The organism is Cohnella massiliensis (assembly GCF_900169535.1).
GTDB lineage: Bacteria > Bacillota > Bacilli > Paenibacillales > Paenibacillaceae > Cohnella > Cohnella algarum.
In genome coordinates this window covers 254354-275795 of record NZ_LT821256.1, presented here as the reverse complement: position 1 = coordinate 275795, position 21442 = coordinate 254354, and the positions used below count along the sequence as shown (strand labels likewise).

Genomic DNA, 21442 nt, shown 5'->3' with positions numbered 1-21442 from the left:
CGGGGAACGGGCAAGGAGCGGCGCGCCTCGCGGAGGACGGCCCGGGGCGCCGGCCTAGAAGCGTTGCGCAATACGGCGACCGAATAAGGGCTGGCGCGATGAAGCGCTTGAAGATCGGCTGGCCGACAAGGAGTGACGGAGATGACAACGATAGGAAACCGGCAAGCCGGAGGAGGGGAAGCGCCTTCCGCGGCGCTTGAAATCGGCGAGCCGATTCGCGGGATGGCGGTATGGGCGTCGGCCTATGGCGGCGATCCCGGAAAAGAGCGGATTTACGCGGTGTCCTGCGGCGCGCCGTGCATGCTTCACGTGATCGATCCGTTTCAAGCCGTCGGGGAGGGGAGCTTTCCGCTGGAAGGCTCCGACCACTGCTGGGGCGTTGTCTATGCGCCGAGCGGCGTCTATATCGGCGGGAGCGGAATCCTGTACCGCTATACGCGGGAGCGCGGCGTGGAAAACCTGGGCGAGATCATTCCGGGGGAAACGTACACCTGGCGGCTCGCCGTCGACCGGGCGGGGAATATCTACGGCGGCTGCTATCCCGGCGGCAAGGCGTTTCAATACGACCCGCGGACGGGCCGCTTTCGCGACTACGGCGTCATCGTGCCGGGCGAGCAGTACGTGCGGTCGATGGAGGCGTGGGAGGACAAGCTCTACATCGGCATGGGAACGCAAGCCCCGCACCTGATCGAGCTGGATCCCGTGACGGGAGACAAGGCCGAGCTAACGCTGCCGGACGAGGTCGGCGGCGAGCAGCTCGTCTATGATCTGAATATCGTATCGGGCAAGCTGTTCGCCCGGCTGACGCCGTCGAATCGGCTGTTCGTGTACGATCTGGCGCGCGGCGAATGGGCCGACCGGATCGAGGGATGTTCCGGGCTGAGCGTATCGCGGCCCGACGCGAACGGCAACGTTTATTTCGTCAAAGACGACAGGCTGTGCCGCTACGATCCCGAAACGAAGTCGCTTGCGTTTACGTCGCTCGCGATGCCGGAGCCGGCCGGCGACTACGGCTGGCTGGACGGGCACCCGCTGAATCCCTCGGGGCGCTGCCTCGTCGGCGTCCATCGGGACGGAAGCTACTGGGTTTACGATCCGGAGGGCGACCGCCACGGCACGTACGAGCCCGAGCTTCCGGGCCAGCCCGTCATCCTGCAATCGATCGCGGCCGGTCCCGAGGGCTCGATGTTTGTCGGCGGCTATTTTGCCGGCGGATTGGCGAAAATCGATGCGGAAACCGGAAGGATCGCCTCGTCGTTCGCCGGAATCGGGCAGTCGGAAGGCTTGATCGCGGGGCGCGGCCGGCTGTATATCGGAGTGTACCCGAAGGCGAACATTTTCGAATACGATCCGTCAAGGCCGTGGCGGACGGGCGAAAATCCGAAAATGCTGTTTTCGCTGCGCGAAGAAGAGCAGGATCGGCCGTTCGTCTTCGCCTGGGCGGGGCGAATGCTCGCGATCGGCACCGTGCCCGGCTACGGCCGGCATGGCGGCGCCGTGACGCTGTACGATCCGGAGACCGGCATCGTCGAAGTGTACCGCCATCTTTTGCCGGAGCAAAGCGTCGTTTCCTTGCTGTGCCGGGATCGCCTGCTGTTCGCGGGCGGCTCGGTATGGGGCGGGCTGGGCGTCGCTCCGGCGCGGGACGAGGCTTCGCTGCTCGTTTGGGACTGGGAAAGACGCGAAACGGTCTGGACAGGCGTCCCGGTGCCGGGCGAGAAGGCGATATCGGGGCTGGCCGCGGACGACGAAGGGATGCTGTGGGGGCTTACGGGCGGCTTGCTGTTCAAGTTCGATCCCCGGGAAAAACGGACGCTGGCAACGGTTTCGCTGTTCGATGCCGGCTGGCCGGGGAAGACGCATTTTTGGCGCGGGGGCAACGAGCTGCTCTGGCGGGACGGCCGGCTGTACGGCGTATCCATGAACCGCCTTTTCGCGTACGATCCGGAAGCCGATCGGGCCGAAGTGCTGGACGAGGGCGTACGCCTGCTGGCGGAGGATCGGTACGGCAGCTTGTACTACGCCAAAGGAACCGTGCTGCATCGGTGCGATGCAAAGCGGGGGGCGGCGCCTTTTTCAGCGGAGGGCTTATGAAAATCTTTTATTTGTATCAATTTTGCATTCTCGGCGGCGTGACGACGCAGCTCGCGAACCGGCTGAAATTTTTGCGGGACCGGTGCGAGGTTCATTTCGGCTTCGTCGGGGATTACGGCGGCCGGGTTGCGTTCGAAGGCTACGACAAGGTGCGGATTCTTCCGACCGTCGAAGAGATTCGGGCGTACATCGAGGCGCACGATTTCGATTTTCTCATCACGATCGATACGTACGAGCTGTACGACGCGCTTAAGTCGACAAACGTTTCGGGGACGGTCATTCACGAGGTGCACACGACGTACGAGCACGCGCTGCGGCAGCTCGCCGAGGCGAAGGACGATTTGCCTTTCGACTACGTGTTGACGCCTTCCGCATATATGAAGGAGCGTCTCGAAGAGATGGGCATTTCGGGGGCCATTGCGGTCGACAACTGCCTGGATATGAATTTGTTCCGGTTCGATCCGGCGGCAGGGGTGCCGGAATTGGCGGCTCCGGAGCGGGGGCAGGATGCGTCCGGCCGGCAGCGCGAGCCGGGGCAAGGGCACGGAACGGATGCGTCCGATCGGGATTGCGAGCCGAGGCAGGGGCTCGGAACGGATGCGTCCGGTCGGGAGCGCGAGTCGAGGCGACTGCCGGATTCGGGGGCGCCGTCAGGGGCCGGTTTTGGCGAACCGGCGGCCGCAGGCGCAGCGCGGTCCGGGCAGGATAAAATCGTGCTGTGGGTCGGGAAGCTGGATGCGCACAAAAACTGGACGTCGTTTCTGGAAGTGGCGGCCCGGCTGAATGAGCGGCGGAGCGATTTGAAGTTTTGGCTTGTCGGCGGGTACACCGCTCCCGAGGAGGTCAAGCGGCTGCTGCGGGAAAAAACGGAGCAAATGGGGCTGGCCAATCTGGCGTGGATCCCCAAAATCGATTACGACGCGATGTACCGTTTTTACAGCGCCGTTTCTTCCGGCGGCGGCGTCTACGTCAGCACGTCGACGAACGAGTCGTTCGGCATGACCGTGCTGGAGGCGATGGCCTGCCGCTGCCCGGCCGTCGTGCCGCGCGTCGGCGCCCTGCCGGAGCTGCTGACCGGCGAGCTGGCGGTCTCGTTGTACGAGCTGAACGACGAAGAGGCGTGCGCGGATCGCATTTGCGCGCTTCTGGACGACGGGCGGCTGCGGAGCCGGCTGGCGGACGAGGGCGAGCGCAAAGCGAGGAAGACGTACGGCATCGAGGCGGTCGGGGCGCAGTATTTGGCGCTGCTGGAGCGGCTGGGGAGCGGGGGGCCGAGTGAGGTTAAGGACTGAAGAACGAAGTTGATCGAACGAGGACAATGGGCCGCGGGTTTGCGGCTTGTTGTCCTTTTTTGATGCGGGGCGTTTGCGGGCGTTGCGCATGGCTTTGGGGGCGGAGGCCGGTGACCGCGAGCTAGTGCGTCAAACCAGTGTGGCAGGCCCGTGACCGTGAGCCTGTGTTGGATTTTATCCAATCGGCGGAGCGGAAAGCGGGGAAATCCCGGTCTACAGTGGATTTTATCCAACGGGGAACTTGGAATTTGGACGGAATTGCCCAAAAGGCCTCGCCAGATTGGACAAAATCCACTGAAGCTTGCGAAATCGGCAAAAAAGCCATTTTGGGTTGGACAAAATCCACTGAAGCGAAGCCAGGCATAGAAAGCCGGAACTGGCAAAATCGGGTGGCCGAAGCGTTCCGGAGGAGGGAAAAAAGAGGTTTTGCAGGTTTTCCGGCGAACCTTATTCCAGCGAACCTTAAATGAGGGTATTCTTTTGCCTGGCAAACAATTTGCATGGCGAAATATTTAAGGCGTGATCGAAAGCGTCTTTTATCTCTCGGAAAAGTCGTTAGACCCAGGCTTAGTATATATGCACAGAATAATAGGGTACAGGGCTTAAATTCGGCAAAAAGGGTGAAGAACATTTGGTTCACGTCGAATCCGCGATCACGATCGGTTCCTTGATGTGGCTGTTTCTGGCCGCGTTTATGATTCACGATTTGGAAGAAATCATTTTCGTCGAGTCCTGGTGGAAAAAGCACGGCGCCAGAATAAAAGGAATCGCGCCCGGCTGGGCCGGCGGCTTGGTAAACGGTATGGCCGGCGTGAAATCGTCGCAGTTCGCGGCGGCCGTATTGACCGAATTCGTCGTTTTCGTTCCCGTCACCTACTTAGCGGTCGAGCGGCAAAGCTTTGTTTTGTTCGTCGGCGCGAACGCGCTCATGCTTTTTCACGTATTGACGCATGTGGGGCAGTCTTTGTTCGCCAGGTCGCTTACGCCCGGAGTCGTGACGAGCGTGCTGATCCTTCTTCCTTACGGGATTTACCTGTTTTATCGGTTGATCGAGGATGAGATTTTGACGCTCCGGGAGATTTTGACGTATGCGCCTGCCGGGCTTTTTGTCATCCCGCTTGTGCTGATCGGGCACAAAATCGGAAAGCTGGTCATCAAAGAAGAATAGATTCATTCGGGGAAAGGGGGGGCGAGACCGTTGAAATTGGAGCTCGATCGTTTGGATCACTTCGTGCTGACGGTCAAGGATATCGAGGCGACGATCCGTTTTTACGCGGACGTTCTGGGCATGGAGCCGGTAGAGTTCGGAGCGGGTCGCAAAGCGCTCTCGTTCGGCAGCCAAAAAATCAATCTTCACGAGCAAGGGCGCGAATTCGAGCCGAAGGCGTCGACGCCTTGTCCGGGCTCCGGCGACTTTTGTCTCGTTGCGCGCACGCCGATCCGCGAAGTTCTGCTTATGCTGGAGGCGAAAGGCGTTCCGGTCGAAGAAGGACCGGTCAGGAGAACGGGGGCGCTGGGGGCGATCGAATCGGTGTACGTCCGCGACCCGGACGGCAATCTCGTCGAGATTGCCAACTATGTTTCGGGATGAGGTTGGTCGGGCTGCGTTTTTCGCATGAGCGGCCGGGCTGCGTTGGCGGAGCGAAATGGGACCGGCGAGGCGCAAAAGCTGAGCAAGCAGGGCCGGCGAGAGGAAGAAGAGGCTGCGGGCGTTCGCGAATTTGTCGAATAACGATGGAAATAAGTTGTTTAGAGTAGAGAAGACCGCAATCGAGCACATCCGCCGTTAATCGTGGGAGCGAGCCGGGCGCGGTCGAATAACGGCCTCGGAGGGCCGTTAATTGGGTGGAGGGAGCGGAACATGGTCGAATAACGGCCTCGGAGGGCCGTTAATTGGGTGGAGGGAGCGGAACATGGTCGAATAACGGCCTCGGAGGGCCGTTAATTGGGAGAAGGGAGCGGAACACGGTCGAATAACGGCCTCGGAGGGCCGTTAATTGGGTGGAGGGAGCGGAACATGGTCGAATAACGGCCTCGGAGGGCCGTTAATTGGGTGGAGGGAGCGGAACATGGTCGAATAACGGCCTCGGAGGGCCGTTAATTGGGAGAAGGGAGCGGAACATGGTCGAATAACGGCCTCGGAGGGCCGTTAATTGGGTGGAGGGAGCGGAACATGGTCGAATAACGGCCTCGGAGGGCCGTTAATTGGGAGAAGGGAGCGGAACATGGTCGAATAACGGCCTCGGAGGGCCGTTAATTGGGTGGAGGGAGCGGAACATGGTCGAATAACGGCCTCGGAGGGCCGTTAATTGGGAGAAGGGAGCGGAACATGGTCGAATAACGGCCTCGGAGGGCCGTTAATTGGGTGGAGGGAGCGGAACATGGTCGAATAACGGCCTCGGAGGGCCGTTAATTGGGTGGAGGGAGCGGAACATGGTCGAATAACGGCCTCGGAGGGCCGTTAAACGTGTAGAGCGAGCCGGGCTTGAGCGGATAGCGGCCTCGGGAGGCCGTTAAACGGGTGTATCGAGCCGGATTCGTGCAGCAAAAAGCGGACGAAACCGCCAAAAGCAGCGGAATCGCCCGGAACCGGCCGCAAATCAGCGAAACAGCAACCCCCACCCCCCAAAACCCGCACCAAAAGGAAGCAAGGAGCGCCCTCCCTCGGAAGGCGCTCCTTGCGCGTTTAACCGGCAGGCTGCGCGAACTGGCTGTTGTACAGCCGCGCGTAGAAGCCCTGCTGTCCCAGCAGCTCGTCATGGGTGCCGCGCTCGATGATGCGGCCGCCGTCGATGACGAGGATGAGGTCGGCGCTCTTGATCGTGTTGAGCCGGTGCGCGATGACGAAGCTCGTGCGCCCGCGCATGAGCGCGGCCATCGCCTGTTGGATGTGCAGCTCCGTCCGCGTGTCGACGCTGCTCGTCGCCTCGTCGAGAATGAGAATGGCCGGGTCGGCCAAAATCGCCCGGGCGATCGTGAGCAGCTGCCGCTGGCCCTGGCTCAGATTGCCGCCTTCGGCGGCGAGCGGGCTGTCGTAGCCGTGCGGCAGCCGCCGGATGAAGCCGTCGGCGTTGGCCAGCTTCGCCGCGGCGACGACCTCTTCGTCGGTTGCGTCAAGGCGGCCGTACCGGATGTTCTCGCGGACGGTGTCCGAGAACGTGTACGCGTCCTGCAGCACGATGCCGAGCCGGCTGCGCAGCTCGTTTTTGTCGATGGCGCGGATGTCCTTGCCGTCGATCGTAATGCGGCCCTCATCCAGCTCGTAGAATCGGGTGAGAAGGTTGATGATCGTCGTTTTGCCCGCGCCGGTCGGGCCGACGAGCGCGATCAGTTGGCCGGGCTCGGCGGCAAACGTGACGTCGCGCAGCGTTTGCTTGTCGGGACGATAGCCGAAGGAGACGCCTTCGAACGCGACGCGGCCCTGCACCCGGTCGAGTCCGCCGACGGCGGCTTCGTCCTCGTGCTCGGTGGCCGTGTCCGCGATCTCGAACACCCGCTCGGCGCCCGCCACCCCGGCCTGGATCATGTTGTACTGGTTGGCCAGTTCGTTGATCGGCCCGCTGAACTGCTTGGAATAGTTCAGGAAGCTGACGATCATGCCGACGGTGGTCCACTCCCGGAACGCCATCCAGCCGCCGATCGCCGCGATCAGGATGAAGTTCAGGTGGCCGAACACGTTCATGACCGGCCCGAACAGGCCCGACAGCGTCTGCGCCTTCGTTCCGGCCGCCCGCAGCTCGCGGTTCATGGCGCCGAACCGCTCGATCGACGGGCGCTCGCGGCGCAGCACCTTGATCGCCTTTTGCCTAGCCAGCGTCTCCTGAATGAACCCGTTCAATTCGCCCAGGCTCCTTTGCTGATCCGCGAAGTGCTGTCGCGTCCGCGCCGATATCGCCTTGGTCGCCAGCGTTACGAGCGGAATCGTCACGATGCTGACGAGCGTCAGCCAGACGTTCAAGGTCAGCATCAGAATCAACGAACCTACGAGCGTGACCATGCTGGTCATGATTTGGATAAAACTTTGGTTGAGCGTCGTCGAAACGTTTTCGATATCGTTGGTCGCCCGGCTCATCAAGTCGCCCAGCGGGGTCCGATCGAAAAAACGGACCGGCAGCTTCTGCAGGCGGGCGAACAGATCGTCGCGCAGGCTGCGGACCGTCCGCTGGGAAATTCCCGCCATCAAATGGGCCTGCAGCCAGCCGGCCACCCCGTTGAAAACATAAATGGACGCCAAAATCATGCACAATCGAAGCAGCCCCTCGCGGTCGCGTTCCAAAATAAACCGGTCGATCGCCGTGCCGAGCAGGTAGGGGGCGGCGAGCCCGGCCCCGGTTCCGGCGATCGCGAGCAGAACGACGGCGACGAGACCGTAGCGGCTCCGGCTCAGGTAGTCCCATATTCTTTTTAACGTCGCCGTCGTATGGCGGGCGCGCTCCTTGGCGACCGGCATCCCGCGCGGAGGCCTCGCGTTCGGGTTAAGCATGGCGGATCGCCTCCTTGCCCGTCTGGGATTCGTAAATGTCGCGGTAGATCGCGCTGCCGGCGAGCAGTTGCTCGTGCGTGCCTTCGGCCGCGATTTTCCCGTCCTCCAGCACGACGATTTTATCGGCTTCCATTACCGATGTGACCCGCTGCGCGATGATGAGCCGGGTGCAGCCCCGAAGGCGTTCGGACAGCGCCCGCCGGATCCGGGCTTCCGTGGCGAGGTCGACGGCGCTCGTGCTGTCGTCCAAAATGAGAATGCCCGGCTCGGCGAGGAGCGCCCGCGCAATGGAAATGCGCTGCTTCTGCCCGCCGGACAAGTTGACGCCCTTCTGCCCGATGACGGTATCGTAGCCTTCCGGAAACGAGCAAATGAAGTCATGCGCCTCCGCCGCCCGGGCGGCCGCCTCGACTTCTTCCTGCGCGGCGTCGGGCCGGCCGAACCGGATGTTGTCCCGAATCGTGCCGCTGAACAAAATCGCCTGCTGCAGGACGATGCCGACCTCTTGGCGCAGCCGGTCCGACGGAATGTCGCGCACGTCGACGCCGCCGATGAGCACGCGGCCCTCGGTCGGATCGTACAGCCGCGGAAGCAGGCTGACGAGCGTCGACTTGCCGGAGCCGGTCGAGCCGAGAATGCCGACCGTTTGCCCCGGCTCGATCGTCAGGCAAATGCCTTGCAGCTCGGGCTCCCCTTCGGAAGCTTGGTAACGGAAGATGACGTTGTCGAATTCGATGCGGCCCGGCGCGATCCGGATCGGCCGGGGGCCGTTCGAAACCGGGGAAGCCGCCGCGCCGGTTTTTTCCTCAGGTTCGGCACTCCGGGAACGGTCCGCCTCCGGCTCGGCCATGTCCGGCACGGTGCGCAGCACTTCGTCGATCCGCTCGGCGGACGCTTTGGCGCGCGAAATGTTCACGAGCGTATTGCCGAGCGACAGCATCGACATGAGCGCCTGCGTTGTATACGTCAAAAACGCCGCCAGGCTGCCGACCTCAAGGCCGCCCTCCCACGTCTGGGCCCCGCCCAGCCAGAGCGCCGCGACGATGCACAAATTGAGCGCAAGCGTCATGAACGGCATGTTCACGGCGAGCAGCCGGCCCGCGCGGACCGACATGCCGTAGTGTTCCTCGTTGGCCTTGCGGAACCGCGAATTTTCGAACCGCTCACGTACGAACGCTTTGACGACGCGAATGCCCGCCAGATTTTCCTGAAGCACGGTGTTGACGCGGTCCAGCTTCTTCTGCACGTCGCGGTATAACGGTACGGACAGCCGCAGCAGCACGTACAAAAACGCAAAGAGCACGGGAACGGCGGCGGCGAGCAGCAGCGATAGGCTCGGACTGATCGCGAGCGCCATGACGATGCTGCCGAGGAAAAGAAACAGGCTTCGGATCAGCATCCGCAAAATGATCTGGACGAGGTTTTGAACCTGCACGACGTCGCCGGTCAACCGGGTAATGAGCGAGCCCGACGTAAACCGGTCGAGATTGCGGAACGTAAATGTCTGCGATTTTTGAAACAGCGCGTCTCTCAAGTCGGTCGCGAATCCCATGGACGCCCGAACGGAATAGTAGGTGCAGCCTGCCCCTCCGATCAGGCCGGCGGCCGCGGCCGCGAGCATCCAGCCGCCGGTTTGCCATACGTGCTCGAGGTTCCCCTTGAGGATGCCGTCATTGACGATGCCGGCCATCAGCCGCGGCTGCATCAGGTCCATGCAAACCTCGAGAATCATCAGCAGCGGAGCGAGAACGACGGCCGCGCGGTAAGGCTTCAAATAGGAAAACATCCATTTCATGAAAAGGGCACCTCAATCATTCGTTGGCTAATGAATTTTCATCATCCAAATTGGCCTGCATATGCAGCACGAACCGGCGCAACAGCAGCAGCTCCTCCGGCAAAAAGCCCCGAAAGGCCCGGGTTTCCACCGTTTGCAGCGCTTCCTGCACCGCTTGGGCGGCCGCCCGCCCCTTGTCGGTCAAAAAAACGCGCGACACCCGCTGGTCCCGGTCGTCGGATTCGCGCCGCAGGTGGCCCGCTTTTTCCATTCGTCCGATCATGACGTTGAGCGTGGCGGGCGCGACCCTCATTTTCCCCGCCAGCTCCCGCTGGCTTTGCCCGTCCTCGCGGGACAATTGCATCAGCAGCGGCGGCTGGCCCGGATAGACGTCGTACGGGGCGATCAGCCGGTCGACCAGATCGCGGTGGCGCTTGAGCGCATGGCGCATTAAACGGGAAAGAGGCTCGGAAGGCGGAAGCATCGAAATCGACCCCTTTAGATAATTAGCTGACTAACATTTAAATTACCTCGTCGCTCGCGAATTGTCAAAGACTTTTTTTGCGGATGGCGGCTTCGTTGCCTTTCCGCCGAACCGGTACGGACGGCCGGGCTTGCATCCGCTCGGCCCGCTTTATTTTCTGGATCTTCTTCTGTCTGGATTGCCCCTTCCGGGGCGGGGTTATCTTTGCTTCGAAATCTCCTCTTTTTGCGGCAAATGTGCTATCTTAAGGTGAAGATGTACGTACAAGCACATGAGTTGACGGGAGGACGTTTTGGATATGGCGAATGAAGCATTCGAGGGCGTATATTGCGGCGAGCCGGCGGTATGGCTGCGGTCGGGACCTTACGAAGCGGCGGTGCTGCCGGGGATCGGGGCGAATCTGATCGCCTTTCGCGATACGGAGAAAGGATACGCCTTTTTGCGGGAGCCGGGAGAGGACGGGATGGAAGCGTTCCGGGCCAATCCGGGCGTTCACGGCATACCGGTGCTGTTTCCGCCGAACCGTTACGACGGGGGCAGGTTTCCGTGGAACGGCAAGCTGCTCGAATTTCCGGTCAACGAGCCCGCCCGGGGCAACCATCTGCACGGCTTCTTGCATACGGCGGCCTGGAACGTCGAGAGCGTTCGCGCAGAAGATAACGAAAGCCGAGTCGTCCTCGCGCTCAAAGTAGACGCCTCGCACGCGATTTACGCTTTTTTGCCGTTCGCGTTCACGATCAAGCTGGAGTACGGGCTGTCGGAGGAGGGACTGCGCCAGCGGGTATGGATTCGCAACGATGGGACGGAGCGCATGCCGTGCCTGCTGGCGTTCCATACCGCCGTCAACGCGCCGTTCGCGCCGGGGAGCGCGAATGAAGACATGCGGTTCAAAGCGACGATCGGCGAACGCTGGGAAATGGACGAGCGAATGCTGCCGACCGGCAAATTCCAGCCGTTGACTGAGGCCGAGGCGCGGATCAAGGAAGGGCAATCGCCGTTCTTCGAGCCGATGGACAATCATTACACCGCGAGCCCGCAGGGCGGCCGCAACCGGATGGAGCTGACGGACACGCGCATCGGCGTCAAGCTCGTGTACGACGTCGGCACCGCGTACAAAATGTGGATGATCTGGAACAACGGCGCGGAGGGCGGATTTTTCTGTCCCGAGCCGCAGGTGAACCTGGTCAACGCGCCAAACGTGGACCTGCCGGCCGAGGAGATCGGGCTGCTCGGCCTTGAGCCGGGCGAGCTGTGGGAGGAAACGAGCCGGCTGTACGTCATCGGCTGACCGGCTTGCGTCATAAGCGGCCGTTTTGACGATCGATCCTCTTCGCCGGGACGAAGCGAAGACTGGGTTCGGCAACGCCGCACCGCGCGTCGAAGCCGCGCGCGGTGCGCCTAGCGGCCGTGCGCCTAGCGGCCGTGCGCCTAGCGGCCGTGCGGCTTGCGGCCCGTGGGCCTAGCGGGATGTGCGGTTTCTGGCTCGTGCCACTCGTGGAAGCTGCGTGCAATGCAATTCCAATTGCGAGACGGTGAAGAGATCGGCGCAAGCGGAAGGAGCCTATGTTGGATTTTGTCCAACCGCCGGGGCGGGAAACGGGGAAACCTCGGTCTAGAATGGATTTTATCCAACGAGGAACTTGATGTTCGGACGAAATCTCCGAAAAAGCCTCGCCAGATTGGACAAAATCCAACGGAGCCGGCGAGTATCGCGAAAAAGCCGTTTTTGATTGGACAAAATCCAACGAAAGCTTAGACGGTCCCGCGCAAACTTGCCAAGAAGCACGTTCAAGTCCCAACAAGCTGCCGCCCTCGCATAACCTGCCAAGAATCCGGTCTAGGTTCAACAAACTATCGCCTTCGCGTGTCCGCCAAGAAGCCCGCACTAGTCCAAGCAAGCCGCCCCCTCGCATAAACCTCCCTTAACAGCCCGTGGCGCACCCGCAAGCTACCGCCATCTGTTTAACCTCCCAAACAGCCCACCGCGCATCCATATTGCCGCTACTCGTACCATCGCGCCAAAACCTTCCTCCAGTTCATAATGCGGATAAATTTCTATAGTTACTTTAAAATTATAAGTAAAAGGTGTATACTTTAAAAAAAAAGCAATCCGTTCGACCGAGGAGGGCGCAAAATGACGCAAAAGCACGAGCAACAAGCAAATGTCTACGCACGCGGCATCCGCCAGGTTCGGCATGCCGGTATTCGGCAGGTCGGTTCGGGGCATCGGAACAGCTATATTTTGGAGCCGGGCCTGTGGGAGAAGCACGATCCGTTTTTGTTTTTGGCGGAGGACTGGTTTCAGCGCGGCTCCTTCGACCTCCACCCTCACCGGGGAATCGAGACGGTCACCTATGTCATGGAAGGAAGGCTGGAGCATTTCGACACCAATACGAACGAGGTCGATTATTTGCTGCCGGGGGACGCCCAGTGGATGACGGCCGGACGCGGGGTTATCCATAAGGAGGACCCGGCGCCGGGGGAAACGGTTCATTCGCTTCAGCTGTGGGTCAATTTGCCCCGCTCGCACAAAATGACCGAGCCGCGGTATCAAAATCTGCGCGCCGCCGACATGCCGGTCCGCTCCGAACCGGGAGCGACGATCCGGGTCTTTTCCGGTTCGTCAGGCGAGGCCGTGGCGGCCACGGCCAACATCGTGCCCGTCACGATGGCCGAATTTACGCTGGAGCCGGGAGCGTCGGTCAAGCAGGAGCTTCCCGGTTCGTACAACGGGTTTTTGTTCGTGCTGGAAGGGGAAGGACGTTTTGGCAGCGGGGACGCGAAGGGAGAGGCGCGCGACGTGCTGTTCCTCGAATCGGCCGAGGGCCATGCGGCGAGCGAGATCCGGCTGACGGCCGAGACGAAGCTCCGCGCGCTGCTCTATGCCGGCCAGCCGATTCGCGAGCCGGTCGTCGCCCGCGGCCCGTTCGTCATGAACACGCAAGAGGAGATCGTTCAGGCGTACGAGGATTATCGCAACGGCAAGTTTGCCTGAGCCTTTTCGCCGGCCGGCCGTGCGATCCCGAAGTTTTCTCAGCCGTGGCGCGTGGGGAGACGGCGGGGTTCGGGGCCGGCAATAACATAGGTTCGTCAAACCGTACGGAATTCCGTGCGTTTTTTTTTTTGCAGGGCGGCGGCGCGCCGCCCGGACAGCGGAGACGTTTCTCCGGCGACATCTCCCATCCAATCCGGAAGTCGGCTCGGCTTTCCGCGGATCGAATCGAGTCGCGGCTGCCCGTCTCAACTCGCCATGCACATACTTTGCGGCGGCCGATAGTGATCGACCCCGTTTTATGTCGGGGGCGTTTTTTTACGAAAAACTTGAAATAACCAAACGTTATGGTTATATTGTCCATAAATAATAAAATAATGTGGTGGTTTGTCTATGAAAAAATTCGAGTTTTCGGAATCCCTGCCGGATGTCTCCATCGAAGAGATCAAACGGGGATACGTATGGAGCGAGGCGGAACAGGCTTATTCGTGTCTCGTTTGCGGGGCGCGGTTCGTGAAGGGCATTGTTTATCCGTCGGACGGCGTATTGTACGAGGCGGCCAAATTCGCCGAACGTCACGTCGAGGCGGAGCACGGCTCGATGTTCGAGGTGCTGCTGGCCTTGGACAAGAAGGCGACCGGCCTGACCGACGTGCAGAAAACGATGCTCCGCTATTTTCGCCAAGGGCTGCCGGATAACGAGATCGTAAGAGAGCTGGGCGGAAGCGCCTCCACCGTGCGGAATCATCGTTTCGCGCTTCGGGAGCGGGCGAAGCAGGCCAAGCTTTTCGTCGCCGCGATGGAGCTGGCGGAGGAGAAGGCGGATCGGCGCGGACGGTTCGTTCCGGTCCACGCCGCGGCGACGATGACGGACGACCGCTACGCGATGACGGAGCGGGAGCAGGAGGAGACGATCCGCGCCTATTTTCCGGAAGGCCCGGACGGTCCGCTCGCAGAATTTCCGCGAAAGGAAAAGCGGAAGCTGGCGATTTTGCAGCATTTGATCGGATCGTTCGAGCCGGGCCGGAAATACGCCGAAAAGGAAGTCAACGAGGTGCTGAAGCGCCGTTTCGGAGATTACGTCACGCTGCGCCGGTACTTGATCGAGTACGGATTCATGGACCGGGAACCGGACGGAAGCCGGTACTGGGTCAAGACGGACAAACGCGCGCCGGCGCCGGCAAAAACGAAAGGAGCCACGAAGATGGACAAGCAGAAAAGAAAAGAAATCGCGAACGAATACGCGCACAGCTTTCGCAAGATGGGCGTGTACCAGATTCGCGGCAAGACGAACGGCAAAGTGTACGTCGGGGCCAGCATGGATCTTGACGGCGCGTTCAACCGCGACCGGTTTATGCTCGATTTCGGCAATTTCAGCAACCGGGAGCTGCAGCAGGATTGGAACGAGTTGGGAGAAGCCGATTTCGAGTTCGAAATTTTGGAGCAGATCAAGCCGCGCGAGGAATATGTGGACAACATCGCCGATTTGAAGCCGTACAAGGACGAGCTTGAAGTGCTGAAGGAAATTTGGCTGGAAAAAATCGAACCGTACGGCGAGCGCGGCTACAACAAACGGCCGTCCGCCCGCAAATAAACCGATCGGGAACGTTCACTCCGGCTCTCGCAAAAATTTTTCCGTTCTCTGATAATTGTTCTCATCAACGGGCATACTGCAAAAAGAAGCGAAACAGCCCAAAAGCAGCCAGTCCGGGCCGCTTTCGGGCTGCCAGATCGTCGGCGGCACAGGATTGCCGTCAGACTTCGGCGCTCGCGATTCGCGCGGTTAGGGGCTCGGTATCGCCGCGGCTGCTTCCGTCCGTCAAATCTTCGGCTCGAACGTTTTGCAGTCGGTTTCGCCCGAATTGCGCGCGTCCCGTTCGCGGTTGTTCACCACGTAAATCGAGGATGCCGCGCATTGGTTGCCTGCCGCCCAATACTTGCACGAGTTCACTTCGCAAAGCACATCCTTGGCCATCGTCAGATCACCTCCGATCCTCCTCTTAGGATGGGTGAAAAACCGGCCGTTCATACCGAAAACCCTTGACGAAGCCATGGAGAGCATCGTCAAACGGCATAACGAACTGATCGCGAGACAACAATAACCCATTAGAGCCTCGGGAAAAAATCCCGGGCTCTTTTTCGTCGGTTCGGGATCGGCCCGGGGGCCGCTTTTTCGTGTATAATGGGCTTATCCAAATGAATCGCAGGGGGCTTGCGACGCGATGTACCATACGAAGAAGCTGTTATTGCTCGGCTCCGGGGAACTGGGCAAGGAAGTGATCGTCGAAGCGCAGCGATTGGGCGCGGAGACGGTGGCGGTCGACCGCTACGAAGGCGCGCCGGCGATGCATGTCGCCGATCGCAGCTATGTGATCGATATGCTGGACGCCCGGGCGCTGCGGGAGCTGGTCGAGAAGGAAAATCCCGATCTCATCGTCCCGGAAATCGAGGCGATCGCGACATCGGAGCTGGTCAAGCTGGAGGAGGAAGGCTATCGCGTCATTCCGACGGCCCGTGCCGCCCGGCTTACGATGGACCGCGAAGGCATTCGGCGGCTCGCGGCCGAGAAGCTCGGGCTTCCGACCGCCCGCTACCGGTTTGCCGATACGTACGAGGAGTTCGCCGCCGCCGTGCGCGAGATGGGCTTTCCCTGCGTCGTCAAGCCGCTGATGAGCTCCTCGGGCAAAGGCCAGAGCGTATGCCGCTCGGAAGAGGGCATTGCCGACAGCTGGAAAATCGCGATGGAAGGCGGGCGGGTGCAGCAAGGCCGCGTCATCGTCGAAGAGTTTATCCGCTTCGAATCGGAAATTACGCTGCTGACCGTGCGGTCGGCTTCCGGCACGTTGTTTTGCCCGCCGATCGGCCATATTCAGCAGGACGGCGACTATATCGAATCGTGGCAGCCGCACGCGATGACGGAAGCGCAGCTGTCCGAAGCGAAACGGATTGCCCGAATTATTACGGATGAGCTTGGCGGGTCGGGGCTGTTCGGCGTCGAGCTGTTTTTGTCCGGGGACAAAGTGTATTTCAGCGAAGTGTCGCCGCGGCCGCACGATACCGGCCTCGTGACGCTGGTCAGCCAGAATCTGTCGGAGTTCGCCCTGCACGTCCGGGCCATTCTCGGCTTGCCCATTCCGGAAATCAAATTGGCCGCCTGCGGCGCGAGCCGTCCGCTGAAAGCGGAGCGCGAGCTTGGCGACTACCGCATTGCGGGAGCGGAAGAAGCGCTTGCGGTCGAAGATACCCAGCTCCGCTTGTTCGGCAAGCCCGTTACGAAAGCCGGCCGCCGCGTGGCGGTCGCCCTGGCGACGGCCGAAACGGTCGAAGAAGCGCGGAGGCGGGCCGGAGAAGCCCACGGAAAATTAAGCGTCGAAGAAGCCTGAGCTCGGCGAATGGAGGTGGCAGATTTGACGATCAGCAGCCGTTTTTCCGTGGCGGCTCATATTTTGTCTTTGCTGGACATGTTCAAGGATCAGCGCCTGACCTCGGATTCGATCGCCGACAGCGTCAATACGAATCCGGTCGTCATCCGGCGCATCATGGGGATGCTGAACAAAGCCGGGCTTGTGCATACGAGCGCGGGCGTGGCGGGGGCGAGGCTCGCGCGGGAAATGAGCGAAATTACGCTGCTCGATGTCTATCGGGCCGTTCAGGGCGAGCAGGAGGCCTTGTTTTCCATGCACGAGAACCCGAACCCGGCATGTCCGGTCGGCCGCAACATTCAGGGAGCGCTCGAAACGACGTTCGGCCGGGCGCAGCTTGCGATGGAGAACGAATTGGCCAAAGTGACGATGGCCGACATCAGTCTCGACATCGCCCAAAGGATCTAGATGGCTTACGGGTTGATTGCGCATATTTGGAAACCGAATAACCGCCATAATCCGAAACGCGCGAAAAGGATTCGGATCATGCGGTTTTTTTGTCGATTGAAGCGGAAAATACGCCTAAACGCATTGATTCGGACTGGACGTTAAGCGATAATAAAGTGTATTCGCGACCGGAGTCCTACGAGGAAGCCGATCCCGGGCGGACGGCTTCGTTCACATATCGAAGCTTCATCGCGTTCAAGGACGCGGTAGACGTTTTTATTTGCTGCACACTAAGGAGGAGCCATTCATGCAATATGTCAGTACCCGCGGCAACGTCGGGAAAATCGGGTTCATCGACGCGTTTCTGATGGGACTCGGGAACGACGGCGGCCTGCTCGTTCCGGAGGAAATTCCCGTCGTTTCCGCCGCCAAGCTGAAGGAATGGGAGTCGCTGAGCTACCAGGAGCTTGTACTGGAGATTTTCTCCTATTATACGAACGATGAAGTGCCGCAGGAGGACCTCGAGGCGATGGTGCAGGCCAGCTACGCATCGTTCCGCCATCCCGAGGTAACCCCGGTCCGCAAGCTGAACGATCGTCTGTACCTGCTGGAGCTGTTCCACGGACCCACGTTCGCGTTCAAAGATATCGCGCTTCAGTTCATGGGCCAATTTTATTCGTACGTTGCCGCCAAGCGGAATTTGAAAATCCACATCCTCGGGGCGACTTCGGGCGACACCGGGGCTTCCGCGATCGAGGGCGTGCGGGGCAAGGAAGGCATCAAAATTTGCATTTTGCACCCTCACCGGAAAGTGAGCAAAGTGCAGGAACTGCAGATGACGACCGTCCAGGACGAAAATGTGCTCAACTTGTCGGTTCACGGCAATTTCGACGACTGCCAGGGCATGATCAAGGATTTGTTCGCCGACCTCGAATTTAAACAGAAAAACCGGCTGGCCGCGATCAACTCGATCAATTTCGTCCGGATTTTGGCGCAAACGGTCTACTATTTTTACGCTTACTTTCAAGTCCGGAAGCAAACGGGCGCGGCCGCGGTCGAGTTCAGCGTTCCCACGGGGAACTTCGGCGACATCTTCGCGGGTTACCTTGCCAAACGGATGGGGCTGCCGGTTCATAAGCTGATCATCGCGACGAACGAGAACAATATTCTGGAGCGGTTCATTCGCGAAGGCATCTATACGCCGGGCGAATTCAAGAGCACGTACAGCCCTTCGATGGATATCCAGGTGGCCAGCAATTTCGAGCGCTACCTGTACTACCTCGTAGGCGAAAATCCGGACAAGGTTGCCGAGCTGATGGAAGGGTACAAGCGCGACGGAAAAATCGCCATTGCGCGCGATCTTCTCGCCATCGCGCAAATCGAGTTCGACGCTTACGGCGTTGACGGGCCCGAGTGCCTGGAAACGATCAAAAAGCACGACGCGCAAGGCTATCTGCTCGACCCTCACTCCGCCTGCGGCGTAGCGGCAGCGGAAAATTGCAGCGACGACGACGTCATCTGCGTCTCGCTCGCCACCGCGCATCCGGCGAAGTTCGACGAGGCGATCCGGCTGTGCGGGATCGAGCAGACGTTCCCGGATGAAATCGCGCGCCTGTTCGACAAGCCGCAGCGCCAGAAGGTCGTGGACGCTTCCCTGGAGGAAGTGGCGCGCGAGCTGGAGGCTTTTTATAACGGTTGAGCATGCGCGTCGCATACGAAATCGGCCATCCATATCGGACCGCTTCGCCACTCGTCTGGCGGGGCGGTCTTCTTTATCCGGAGACGGGCGAAGCGAACGGTTGTTCGGAGAGATCGTTGGAAGGGGACTGGGCGGACTACATGAGGGGGAACGGGCGTGTTTGCGTGCCGAGAAGGGGATTAGACGGACTACATGAGGCACCGAGCGGTCAAACGGACGTAAAGAGGTGTACCCAGTACACTTCATCGGGCATGAAGCGACCGACCGGGCGCAAAGAAGTGCACCCGGTGCACTACATAGGGCATAAAGCGGCCGAACGAGCGCAAAGAAGTGCACCCAGTGCACTACATCGGGCATAAAGCGGCCGAACGAGCGCAAAGAAGTGCACCCGGTGCACTACATCGGGCATAAAGCGGCCGACCGGGCGCAAAGAAGTGCACCCGGTGCACTACATCGGGCATAAAGCGGCCGAACGAGCGTAAAGAAGTGCACCCGGTGCACTACATCGGGCATAAAGCGGCCGAACGAGCGTAAAGAAGTGCACCCGGTGCACTACATCGAACATGAAGCGGCCGAACGAGCGTAAAGAAGTGCACCCGGTGCACTACATGGGCCATCGAGCGGTCGGCATCGCAAAAAAATACCCCCGCACCGCCAGGCGGAACGGAGGTGGGGGGCAGGGGTGGATTAACGCAAGGGGGGAGGCAAGGGGCCAACAAGGCCCGATGCTAAACGAGAAAATCTTTCTCCTATTCCTCGTCCGAAGCTTGCGGATCCTTGTCGGGAAGCTGTTTCACGTAGCTGTCCGACAGGCGCAGCAGCTGGAGCGCGCGCTCGTATTGATCTTCGGTGATGCCGCTCGAGGCGACCGAATCGTCTTCCAGCGAATACTGAACGCCATCCTCGTAGCCGCTTCCCGGGATAAACAGGGTGCTGCCGTCAATGACCGAGCCCGAAGGCAGGTAGTAGCGTTCCGGCAGCAAGTTCTGCGTCGAGTTGAACAGATCCTGGCCGAAATGGATCTGGCCGTCAAGCGGTACGCCGAGCAGGTTGGCGACGGTCGGCAGCACGTCGACCTGGCCGCCGGTTTGCGTGAATTCCGCCGGATAAGTCATGCCGGTCGAGGCGACAATAAGCGGAATGTTGATCATGTCGGTGTATCCGTACGGACGGCCGAAAATTTCCTCCATCAGCGCCTTCTCGTCGTTGTCCAGCGAATAGATCGGCAGGCCGAGGTGATCGCCGTACAGCAGGATCAGGCTGTTGTCCCATACGCCGTTCGCCTTCAGCTCCGCGATGAACTCGCCCAAGGCGTAGTCGGCATAGTTTTGCGAACGGATGTAGTCGCCGACGAACGTGCCTTCGAAGCGCTCCGGCAGCTCCATTCTATACTTGTCTTCCGGAATCGTAAACGGATGATGCGCGGTCATCGAAATGACATGGGCGTAAAACGGCTTTTCCGCCGCATCCATCTTCGCAAGCTCCGCGGCCGTTTTTTCATACAGCACGTCGTCCGAAGGCCCGAAAAAGATTTCGTCCTCCGTCCCGAAAAATTCCTTGTCGTAGTACCGGTCGAAGCCTACCGATTTGTACAGCTCTCCGCGGTTCCAGAACTCCACGACGTTCGTGTGGAACGTAGCGGTATCGTACCCGTGCGAGCTCAGCAGCTTCGGCAAGCTCGGCAGCGCCTTTTCCACGTAATTCATCGTCGCCGCGCCGTGAGGCGGAATGTACAAGGACGTGTTGACGACGTATTCGGCGTCGGACGTATTCCCTTGGCCCACCATCTGATAAAAGTTCGGGAAATAGAAATTTCCTTTCGCGAGCTGATTCAGATTCGGCGTGATCTCCTGCCCGTCAAGCTTCATGCCGATCAGGAAATTCTGGAACGATTCCATCTGGATGATGATCAGGTTTTTGCCCTCGGCCGCTTGCGCGAACGCCGGAGTCTGGCTCGGCTGAACGCCTTTCAAGGCATTGATGGCTTCCTGGGTGATCTCGTTTTTGTCCACGACTTCTTCTTCGGACTGATCGAGAATCGAATAGAGCTCGTAGTTGAGAATGCCCATTTCCTGCGCTTTCGTCCGCTCGTTCATGCTCGCGCGGTTCGGCAAGATGTTGAACAGGCACAAAAATACGGACAAAACGAACAACGCGGTAATGACTTTGCGGCTTTCCCGCCGCGCGCTCATCTGCTTCCAGTTTTGCACCTTTTTGCTCGAGAACAGCATGATGCCGATAATGACGACGTCGATAAAAATGAGCACGTAATAAGGGTCCATCAACGAGAACACGCTGTTGCTGACCGCCGTCACCTGGTTGACCTGCTCCAGGGCGTGGTAGGTCGCGATAACGCCGTAATACTTGTAATACATAAACACGGAAAATAGAATAATCGTGACGAACAAATTGACGACCAAATACCACACAAGCTTATGTTTGCGGGAAAACCATTCGATCAGGCAAAACAAAATCCAGAAAAACGGAATTTCCGTCAACACCGTCCGCCACGAGGGCCCGTTGTCGAAGATGACGAACCAGGCCACGCAGCTTTTTAATAATAAAATAAGGGTAAAAAAGACAAAAGGCTTGTTCCGCAGCAATCGATGGGGCGGAAGCAACGACATGATAACCCTTCCTTTCTCCTAAAACGGACGAGAGCTGTGCGAACTTGCGTTCCCAACCCTAAATACAGGCCGAAAACTCGAATCGCCTGCTCTTCTATAAATATTCAACAATTTTACAATACCGTAATCATGCATTAACATTATGCGGCTACCGGCAGTCAATGTCAAAGGAGTGTTGCGGAAACATTG

Annotated in this window: 15 protein-coding genes and 1 pseudogene; 11 read left to right on the top strand and 5 right to left on the bottom strand. The window is 59.8% G+C overall.

All coding sequences use genetic code 11. The features are described 5' to 3' along the window. Positions 1-141 precede the first annotated feature (141 nt). The 5 genes from B7E11_RS05970 to B7E11_RS05950 all read left to right on the top strand — a co-directional run bounded on the left by B7E11_RS05970 (position 142) and on the right by B7E11_RS05950 (position 4977). On the top strand, positions 142-2094 hold the full coding sequence (locus B7E11_RS05970) for a ligand-binding sensor domain-containing protein (protein ID WP_080832688.1): 1953 nt from the start codon (positions 142-144) through the stop codon (positions 2092-2094). Continuing rightward, the gene (locus B7E11_RS05965; protein ID WP_080832687.1) at positions 2091-3386 is read left to right on the top strand and encodes a glycosyltransferase family 4 protein; all 1296 of its coding nucleotides are present in this window, start codon (positions 2091-2093) and stop codon (positions 3384-3386) included. Before B7E11_RS05970 ends, B7E11_RS05965 begins: the two co-directional genes overlap by 4 nt. 218 nt (positions 3387-3604) lie before the next feature. After that, positions 3605-3856, top strand: a complete 252-nt coding sequence (locus tag B7E11_RS05960; protein ID WP_139787084.1) for a hypothetical protein — start codon at positions 3605-3607, stop codon at positions 3854-3856. A gap of 161 nt (positions 3857-4017) precedes the next feature. Continuing rightward, entirely contained in the window at positions 4018-4554 is a 537-nt protein-coding gene (locus B7E11_RS05955; RefSeq protein ID WP_240353154.1) for an HXXEE domain-containing protein, read from the top strand. A gap of 36 nt (positions 4555-4590) precedes the next feature. After that, positions 4591-4977, top strand: coding sequence for a VOC family protein (locus B7E11_RS05950; RefSeq protein WP_080832806.1), 387 nt, complete (start codon positions 4591-4593; stop codon positions 4975-4977). Positions 4978-6072: 1095 nt separating this feature from the next. Here B7E11_RS05950 and B7E11_RS05945 read toward each other — a convergent pair. The 3 genes from B7E11_RS05945 to B7E11_RS05935 are packed head-to-tail and all read right to left on the bottom strand — an operon-like array spanning position 6073 to position 10127. Continuing rightward, complete coding sequence (locus B7E11_RS05945) at positions 6073-7869, bottom strand: ABC transporter ATP-binding protein (RefSeq protein WP_080832685.1); 1797 nt, start codon at positions 7867-7869, stop codon at positions 6073-6075. After that, the gene (locus B7E11_RS05940; protein ID WP_080832684.1) at positions 7862-9664 is read right to left on the bottom strand and encodes an ABC transporter ATP-binding protein; all 1803 of its coding nucleotides are present in this window, start codon (positions 9662-9664) and stop codon (positions 7862-7864) included. Before B7E11_RS05940 ends, B7E11_RS05945 begins: the two co-directional genes overlap by 8 nt. A gap of 16 nt (positions 9665-9680) precedes the next feature. Next, positions 9681-10127: a MarR family winged helix-turn-helix transcriptional regulator gene (locus B7E11_RS05935; RefSeq protein WP_080832683.1), complete on the bottom strand. Its 447-nt coding sequence runs from the start codon at positions 10125-10127 to the stop codon at positions 9681-9683. A gap of 298 nt (positions 10128-10425) precedes the next feature. Between B7E11_RS05935 and B7E11_RS05930 the strand changes: the two genes are divergently transcribed. The 3 genes and pseudogenes from B7E11_RS05930 to B7E11_RS30120 form a co-directional block, all read left to right on the top strand. Next, positions 10426-11415: an aldose 1-epimerase gene (locus B7E11_RS05930; protein ID WP_080832682.1), complete on the top strand. Its 990-nt coding sequence runs from the start codon at positions 10426-10428 to the stop codon at positions 11413-11415. Positions 11416-12261: 846 nt separating this feature from the next. Next, positions 12262-13122, top strand: a complete 861-nt coding sequence (locus B7E11_RS05920; RefSeq protein ID WP_080832680.1) for a pirin family protein — start codon at positions 12262-12264, stop codon at positions 13120-13122. Between the two features lie 390 nt (positions 13123-13512). Then, positions 13513-14274 (top strand): annotated as a pseudogene (locus B7E11_RS30120) (DUF2087 domain-containing protein); the annotation flags it as partial. 663 nt (positions 14275-14937) lie between these two features. Here B7E11_RS30120 and B7E11_RS05910 read toward each other — a convergent pair. Next, on the bottom strand, positions 14938-15093 hold the full coding sequence (locus B7E11_RS05910; RefSeq protein ID WP_080832678.1) for a DUF1540 domain-containing protein: 156 nt from the start codon (positions 15091-15093) through the stop codon (positions 14938-14940). A gap of 247 nt (positions 15094-15340) precedes the next feature. Between B7E11_RS05910 and purT the strand changes: the two genes are divergently transcribed. The 3 genes from purT to thrC all read left to right on the top strand — a co-directional run bounded on the left by purT (position 15341) and on the right by thrC (position 18626). Continuing rightward, positions 15341-16501: a formate-dependent phosphoribosylglycinamide formyltransferase gene (gene purT / locus B7E11_RS05905; protein WP_080832677.1), complete on the top strand. Its 1161-nt coding sequence runs from the start codon at positions 15341-15343 to the stop codon at positions 16499-16501. A 24-nt stretch (positions 16502-16525) separates the two neighbouring features. Beyond that, positions 16526-16948 carry an Rrf2 family transcriptional regulator gene (locus B7E11_RS05900; RefSeq protein WP_080832676.1) on the top strand — a complete coding sequence of 141 codons (423 nt, stop codon included), beginning with the start codon at positions 16526-16528 and terminating at the stop codon, positions 16946-16948. 286 nt (positions 16949-17234) lie between these two features. Beyond that, on the top strand, positions 17235-18626 hold the full coding sequence (thrC, locus tag B7E11_RS05895; protein WP_080832675.1) for a threonine synthase: 1392 nt from the start codon (positions 17235-17237) through the stop codon (positions 18624-18626). A gap of 749 nt (positions 18627-19375) precedes the next feature. Here thrC and B7E11_RS05890 read toward each other — a convergent pair. Next, complete coding sequence (locus tag B7E11_RS05890) at positions 19376-21253, bottom strand: LTA synthase family protein (RefSeq protein ID WP_080832674.1); 1878 nt, start codon at positions 21251-21253, stop codon at positions 19376-19378. Between the last annotated feature and the right edge of the window lie 189 nt (positions 21254-21442).

Excerpts from the sequence above, each read along its gene's own strand:
- B7E11_RS05970 (WP_080832688.1), top strand. The coding sequence starts at position 142 with ATGACAACGATAGGAAACCGGCAAGCCGGAGGAGGGGAAGCGCCTTCC.
- B7E11_RS05965 (WP_080832687.1), top strand. The coding sequence starts at position 2,091 with ATGAAAATCTTTTATTTGTATCAATTTTGCATTCTCGGCGGCGTGACG.
- B7E11_RS05945 (WP_080832685.1), bottom strand. The coding sequence starts at position 7,869 with ATGCTTAACCCGAACGCGAGGCCTCCGCGCGGGATGCCGGTCGCCAAG.
- B7E11_RS05940 (WP_080832684.1), bottom strand. The coding sequence starts at position 9,664 with ATGAAATGGATGTTTTCCTATTTGAAGCCTTACCGCGCGGCCGTCGTT.
- B7E11_RS05935 (WP_080832683.1), bottom strand. The coding sequence starts at position 10,127 with ATGCTTCCGCCTTCCGAGCCTCTTTCCCGTTTAATGCGCCATGCGCTC.
- B7E11_RS05930 (WP_080832682.1), top strand. The coding sequence starts at position 10,426 with ATGGCGAATGAAGCATTCGAGGGCGTATATTGCGGCGAGCCGGCGGTA.
- B7E11_RS05920 (WP_080832680.1), top strand. The coding sequence starts at position 12,262 with ATGACGCAAAAGCACGAGCAACAAGCAAATGTCTACGCACGCGGCATC.
- B7E11_RS05910 (WP_080832678.1), bottom strand. The coding sequence starts at position 15,093 with ATGGCCAAGGATGTGCTTTGCGAAGTGAACTCGTGCAAGTATTGGGCG.
- purT (WP_080832677.1), top strand. The coding sequence starts at position 15,341 with ATGTACCATACGAAGAAGCTGTTATTGCTCGGCTCCGGGGAACTGGGC.
- thrC (WP_080832675.1), top strand. The coding sequence starts at position 17,235 with ATGCAATATGTCAGTACCCGCGGCAACGTCGGGAAAATCGGGTTCATC.
- B7E11_RS05890 (WP_080832674.1), bottom strand. The coding sequence starts at position 21,253 with ATGTCGTTGCTTCCGCCCCATCGATTGCTGCGGAACAAGCCTTTTGTC.